Source organism: Kineococcus glutinatus (assembly GCF_039542765.1).
In the GTDB taxonomy this organism is placed as follows: Bacteria; Actinomycetota; Actinomycetes; order Actinomycetales; family Kineococcaceae; genus Kineococcus_A; species Kineococcus_A glutinatus.
On record NZ_BAABIL010000408.1, the window covers coordinates 1 to 6,324 of the forward strand.

The window sequence follows — 6,324 nt, forward strand, 5'->3', positions numbered from 1 at the left end:
CTGGCTGCGCGAGAGCGCCCCGCAGGCCCTGCCGCGGGTGCGGCTGGACCCCGCCGACCCCTGCGACGTCGTGCTCAACGGGATGACCGGCAGCGTCGGGCTGGGGCCCACGCTCAGCGCCCTCGCGGCCGGGCGCACCCTGGCGCTGGCCAACAAGGAGTCCCTCGTCGCGGGGGGCGAGCTCGTGCGCGCCGCCGCCGCACCGGGGCAGATCGTGCCGGTCGACTCCGAGCACTCCGCCCTCGCCCAGTGCCTGCGCGGCGGGAGGGCCGACGAGGTCGCCCGCCTCGTCCTCACCGCCAGCGGTGGCCCCTTCCGCGGCCGCAGCCGCGAGCAGCTGGTGGACGTCACACCCGCGCAGGCCCTGGCCCACCCGACGTGGTCGATGGGCCGGGTCATCACGACGAACTCCGCCACGCTCGTGAACAAGGGCCTGGAGCTCATCGAGGCGCACCTGCTCTTCGGCGTCGACGTCGACCGCATCGCCGTCGTGGTCCACCCGCAGTCGGTGGTGCACTCCATGGTGGAGTTCACCGACGGCTCCACCCTCGCGCAGTGCTCCCCGCCGGACATGCGCCTGCCCATCGCGCTGGGGCTGTCCTGGCCCGGGCGCGTCCCCGGCGCGGTCCCCGCCTGCGACTGGACCCGCGCGGCGACGTGGACGTTCGAGCCGCTGGACGACGACGCCTTCCCCGCCGTGGCGCTGGCCGCGGAGTGCGCCCGCCGCGGCGGGGGCGCGCCCGCGGTGCTCAACGCCGCCAACGAGGAGTGCGTCGAGGAGTTCCACGCCGGCCGGCTGCCCTTCCCCGGCATCGTCGACACCCTCGCCCGGGTCGTCGCCGAGCACGACCCCGCCGGCGCCCCCCGCGACGTCGCCGAGGTCCTCGCCGTGGAGGGCTGGGCGCGGCGCCGCGCCCGGGAGCTGGCCGCCGCCGCGGCGGGGGTGGTCGCGTGAGCGACGTCCTGCTGCTCGTCGTCGGCATCCTCGTGGCAGCCGTCGGGGTGGGCGTCTCCATCGCCCTGCACGAGGTCGGCCACCTGCTGCCGGCCAAGCGCTTCGGCGTGCGGGTGACGCAGTACATGGTGGGCTTCGGCCCCACGCTGTGGTCGCGGCGGCGCGGGGAGACGGAGTACGGCGTCAAGGCCATCCCGCTCGGCGGCTACATCCGGATGATCGGCATGTTCGCCCCCCGCCCGGGCGACGCCCCCGGCACGCTGCGCGCCTCCTCCACGGGCCGCTTCGGGCTGATGGTCGAGGAGGCCCGCCGGCAGAGCGCCGAGGAGGTGGCGCCGGGGGAGGAGCACCGCGCCTTCTACCGGCTCAGCGTGCCCAAGCGCCTGGCGATCATGTTCGGCGGGCCGTTCGTCAACCTCGTGCTGGCGTTCGCGCTGCTCGCCGTCGCCCTCAGCGCCCTGGGCACGCCGCAGAACACGCCGCTGGTGTCCGCCGTCTCCCGGTGCGTCCTGCCCGCGTCGGCGACCACCGCGACGGAGTGCGCCGCCGGCGACCCGGCCGCCCCCGGGGCCGCCGCGGGCCTGCGCCCCGGCGACCGGATCGTGGAGTTCGACGGCGAACGGGTCCGCGACTGGCAGCAGGTCAGCGCCGCCATCCGGGCCGCCGGCGGGCGCGAGGTGGAGGTCGTCGTGGTCCGCGACGGGGCACGGGTCGTGCTGCGGGCCACGCCGGTGCTCACCGAGCGCCCCGCCGTGGACGCCGACGGCGACCCGACCGGCGGCACCGTGCAGGTGGGCTTCCTCGGGGTCACCCCGAGCGTGGAGCTGGTGCGCCAGCCGCTGTCGCAGGTGCCGGCGCTCGTCGGGGACCAGGTGGCGGCCGTCGCCGGCATCGTGCTCAACCTGCCGCAGCGCCTCGTCGACGTGGCGCAGGCCGCCTTCGGCTCGGCCGAGCGCGACCCGAACGGGCCGATGGGCGTCGTCGGGATCGGCCGGGTGGCCGGGGAGCTCAACCAGCTGCCGCCGCTGGTGGCCACCGACGCCCTCGCCGAGCGGGCCTCCCGGCTGCTGACGCTGCTGGCCTCGCTCAACGTGGCGCTCTTCGTCTTCAACATGATCCCGCTGCTGCCGTTCGACGGCGGGCACATCGCCGGTGCGCTGTGGGAGGGCGTCAAGCGCACCGGGGCGCGGCTGCTGCGCCGCCCCGACCCGGGCCCCGTCGACGTCGCCAAGGCGCTGCCCGTGGCCTACGCGGTGTCGGTGCTCCTCATCGGGATGTCCCTGCTGCTGCTCTACGCCGACATCGTCCGCCCGGTGCGCCTGAGCGGCTGAGGTCGGTGCGCCGGGGCGGGGGCGGGGGCGATACTGGCCCGGTGAGCGTCAGCCTCGGCCTTCCCGCCCTCCCGCCCCCCGTCCTGGCCCCCCGCCGCAGGAGCCGCAAGATCCGCGTCGGCAAGGTCGAGGTGGGCGGCGACGCGCCGGTGTCGGTGCAGTCGATGACGACGACGCCGACCACGAACATCAACGCCACGCTGCAGCAGATCGCGGAGCTGACCGCGACGGGCTGCGACATCGTGCGGGTGGCCTGCCCCAGCGCCGACGACGCCGAGGCGCTGCCGATCATCGCGAAGAAGTCGCAGATCCCGGTCATCGCGGACATCCACTTCCAGCCGAAGTACGTCTTCGCCGCCATCGACGCCGGCTGCGCGGCGGTGCGGGTGAACCCCGGCAACATCCGCAAGTTCGACGACCAGGTCAAGGAGATCGCCCAGGCCGCGAAGGACGCGGGCACCTCGATCCGCATCGGCGTCAACGCCGGCTCCCTCGACCCGCGGCTGCTGGCCAAGTACGGCAAGGCCACGCCCGAGGCGCTGGTGGAGTCCGCGGTCTGGGAGGCCTCCCTCTTCGAGGAGCACGACTTCCACGACTTCAAGATCTCCGTGAAGCACAACGACCCCGTCGTCATGGTCAAGGCCTACGAGATGCTCGCCGAGCGCGGCGACTGGCCGCTGCACCTGGGTGTCACCGAGGCCGGCCCCGCCTTCCAGGGCACCATCAAGTCCGCGGTGGCCTTCGGCGCGCTGCTGTCCAAGGGCATCGGCGACACCATCCGGGTGTCGCTGTCCGCGCCGCCCGCGGAGGAGGTCAAGGTCGGCCTGCAGATCCTGCAGTCGCTGAACCTGCGCCCGCGCAAGCTGGAGATCGTCTCCTGCCCCTCCTGCGGGCGCGCGCAGGTCGACGTCTACAGCCTCGCCGACGCCGTGACCGAGGGGTTGCAGGGCATGAGCGTGCCGCTGCGGGTGGCGGTCATGGGGTGCGTCGTCAACGGCCCCGGTGAGGCGCGCGAGGCCGACCTGGGCGTCGCCAGCGGCAACGGCAAGGGGCAGATCTTCGTCAAGGGCGAGGTCATCAAGACCGTGCCGGAGGCGGAGATCGTCGCCACGCTCATCGAGGAGGCCGAGCGGCTGGCGGCGCAGATGGGGTCCACCGCCGGTGAGGGCGGGGCGCCGGTCGTCACCGTCGGCTGACCCCGGGCCGCCGGGCCGGGCCGGCCGCGCCCGGGGCGGGGTCGCCTCGACGCCCGGGCGGGGAGGCGACAGGATGCGTGCGTGCACCACGTCTCGCCGCCAGCGCCCCCACCGCAGCGCGGGGGGCGGCGCGGTCTGCTGCGGGTGCTCGACGGCTCCCACGCCCCGGCGCTGCTGCGGCTGTGCGAGCGCGACCCCGTCGCGAACGTGTTCGTCACCGCCCGCGTCCTGGGGCTGCTGGCGCGCGAGGGCGCGGAGGTCGGTGGCGCGGTGTGGGGGTGGTTCGAGGACGCCGAGCTGGTCTCCGCGTGCTGGGCCGGGGCCAACCTGGTCCCCATCGAGGCCACCCCGCGGGCGCTGGACGCGTTCGCGGAGCGAGCCCGCACGGAGGGGCGGCGCTGCTCGTCGCTGGTGGGGCCCGCCGACGCGGTGCTGGGGCTGTGGTCGCGGCTGGAGGGGCACTGGCGGGGGGTGCGGGAGGTGCGCTCCCGCCAGCCGCTGATGCTGTGCGACGGCGATCCGGCGGTGGAGCCCGACGCGGCCGTGCGCCGCTCGCGGCTGGCGGAGCTGGACATCGTCGTACCCGCCTGCGTGGCGATGTTCACCGAGGAGATCGGCTACCCGCCGTCCCCGCCCGACGGTGGCACGACGTACCGGGCGCGGGTGGCCGACCTCGTCGCGGCGGGTCGCTCCTTCGTGCGGGTGGACGACTCCCCGCGCGGCCCGGAGGTGGTGTTCAAGGCGGAGCTGGGCGCGGTGGCCTCGCGGGTGGCGCAGGTGCAGGGCGTGTGGGTGGCGCCGCACCGGCGCGGGGAGGGGTTGAGCGTGGCGGGCATGGCGGCGGTCGTGGCGCAGACGCGCGCGGCGGGCCTGCCGCTGGTGTCCCTGTACGTCAACGACTACAACGCGCGGGCGGTCGCCGCGTACCGCCGCGTCGGCTTCCGCGAGGTCGGGACGTTCGCCACCGTCCTGTTCTGACGGTCCGTGCGGGCGGCCCGTGCCGGCGGCGTCGGGTGCGGCCCGCGCGCCGGTAGGCTCCCGGCGTGCTGCTGCGGATGTCGACGCTGTTCCTGCGGACCCTCCGGGAGGACCCGGTCGACGCGGAGGTGGCCAGCCACAAGCTGCTCGTGCGCGCCGGGTACGTCCGCCGCGCCGCCCCGGGCATCTACACCTGGCTGCCGCTGGGCCTGCGCGTGCTGCGCAAGGTCGAGGCGATCGTGCGCGAGGAGATGGACGCGGCCGGCTTCCAGGAGGTCCACTTCCCCGCGCTGCTGCCGCGCGAGCCGTACGAGGCCACGAACCGCTGGACCGACTACGGCGAGGGCATCTTCCGGCTCAAGGACCGCAAGGGCGCCGACTACCTGCTGGCGCCCACCCACGAGGAGATGTTCACCCTCCTGGTGAAGGACCTGTACTCCTCGTACAAGGACCTGCCGCTGTCGATCTACCAGATCCAGACGAAGTACCGCGACGAGGCCCGCCCCCGCGCCGGCCTGATCCGCGGCCGCGAGTTCGTCATGAAGGACTCCTACAGCTTCGACGTCGACGACGCGGGCCTGGAGCGCTCCTACGCCGCGCACCGCGAGGTGTACGTGCGCCTCTTCGACCGCCTCGGGCTGGACTACGTCATCGTCTCGGCGATGTCGGGGGCGATGGGCGGCTCGCGCAGCGAGGAGTTCCTGCACCCCAGCGACATCGGCGAGGACACCTTCGTGCGCTCCCCCGGGGGGTACGCGGCGAACGTGGAGGCCGTCACCACCCCGGTGCCCGACCCGCTGCCCTTCGACGACGCCCCGGCCGCCCACGTCGAGGACACCCCCGACACCCCGACCATCGAGTCGCTGGTGGCCGTGGCCAACGAGCGCTTCCCGCGGGCCGACCGGCCCTGGACCGCCGCCGACACCCTGAAGAACGTCGTCGTGACCCTCGTGCACCCCGACGGCACCCGCGAGCCGCTCGTCGTGGGCCTGCCCGGGGACCGCGACGTCGACGCCAAGCGGCTGGAGGCGGCGGTCTCGCCCGCCGAGGTCGAGCCGTTCACGGCCGAGGACTTCGCGAAGCACCCGGCGCTGGTGCGCGGTTACATCGGCCCGCAGGCCCTGGGGGCCGGGTCCGCCTCCGGCATCCGCTACCTGCTGGACCCGCGCGTGGTCGACGGCACCCGCTGGGTGACCGGCGCCGACGAGCCGGGCAGGCACGTCTTCGACCTGGTCAAGGGCCGCGACTTCGACGCCGACGGCACCGTCGAGGCCGCCGAGGTGCGCGCGGGCGATCCGGCCCCCGACGGCTCCGGCCCGCTGGAGCTGGCCCGCGGCGTCGAGATCGGCCACATCTTCGCCCTGGGCCGCCGCTTCGCCGAGGCCCTCGACCTGAAGGTGCTGGACGAGAACGGCAAGCAGGTCGTGGTGACGATGGGCTCCTACGGCATCGGCGTCACCCGCGCGCTGGCGGCCGTGGCGGAGGGCAACCACGACGAGCTGGGTCTGGTGTGGCCGCGGTCGCTGGCCCCGGCCGACGTCCACCTGGTGGCCACCGGCAAGGACGAGGCGGTGTTCACCGAGGCGGAGCGGTTGGCCGCGGACCTGGGCGCGCAGGGCCTGGACGTGCTCTTCGACGACCGGCGCAAGGTGTCGCCGGGCGTGAAGTTCAAGGACGCCGAGCTCATCGGCGTGCCGACGATCGTCGTGGTGGGCAAGGGCCTGGCCGAGGGCGTCGTGGAGGTCAAGGACCGGCGCAGCGGCGGCAGCGAGCAGGTGCCCGTCGGCGAGGTCGTCGCCGCGGTGGTGGCCGCCACCCGCGGCTGACGGCGCGGGCAGCGGCCGGGGCGCGGGCCGACCGGGTC

The 6,324-nt window shown here is 75.0% G+C and carries 5 protein-coding genes; all 5 read left to right on the forward strand.

Annotated features, from left to right (window positions below; translation table 11 throughout):
- On the forward strand, nucleotides 1-955 hold a 955-nt coding region (locus ABEB16_RS14780; RefSeq protein WP_345713000.1), incomplete at its 5' end, for a 1-deoxy-D-xylulose-5-phosphate reductoisomerase.
- Nucleotides 952-2,286 carry a M50 family metallopeptidase gene (locus ABEB16_RS14785; RefSeq protein ID WP_345713001.1) on the forward strand — a complete coding sequence of 445 codons (1,335 nt, stop codon included), beginning with the start codon at nucleotides 952-954 and terminating at the stop codon, nucleotides 2,284-2,286. The genes ABEB16_RS14780 and ABEB16_RS14785, both read left to right, overlap by 4 nt.
- A 41-nt stretch (nucleotides 2,287-2,327) precedes the next feature.
- Entirely contained in the window at nucleotides 2,328-3,482 is a 1,155-nt protein-coding gene (ispG, locus tag ABEB16_RS14790) for a flavodoxin-dependent (E)-4-hydroxy-3-methylbut-2-enyl-diphosphate synthase (protein WP_345713002.1), read from the forward strand.
- 81 nt (nucleotides 3,483-3,563) lie between these two features.
- On the forward strand, nucleotides 3,564-4,460 hold the full coding sequence (locus ABEB16_RS14795) for a GNAT family N-acetyltransferase (RefSeq protein WP_425560202.1): 897 nt from the start codon (nucleotides 3,564-3,566) through the stop codon (nucleotides 4,458-4,460).
- A gap of 65 nt (nucleotides 4,461-4,525) precedes the next feature.
- Nucleotides 4,526-6,286, forward strand: coding sequence for a proline--tRNA ligase (locus ABEB16_RS14800; RefSeq protein WP_345713003.1), 1,761 nt, complete (start codon nucleotides 4,526-4,528; stop codon nucleotides 6,284-6,286).
- The last annotated feature ends 38 nt before the right edge of the window (nucleotides 6,287-6,324 follow it).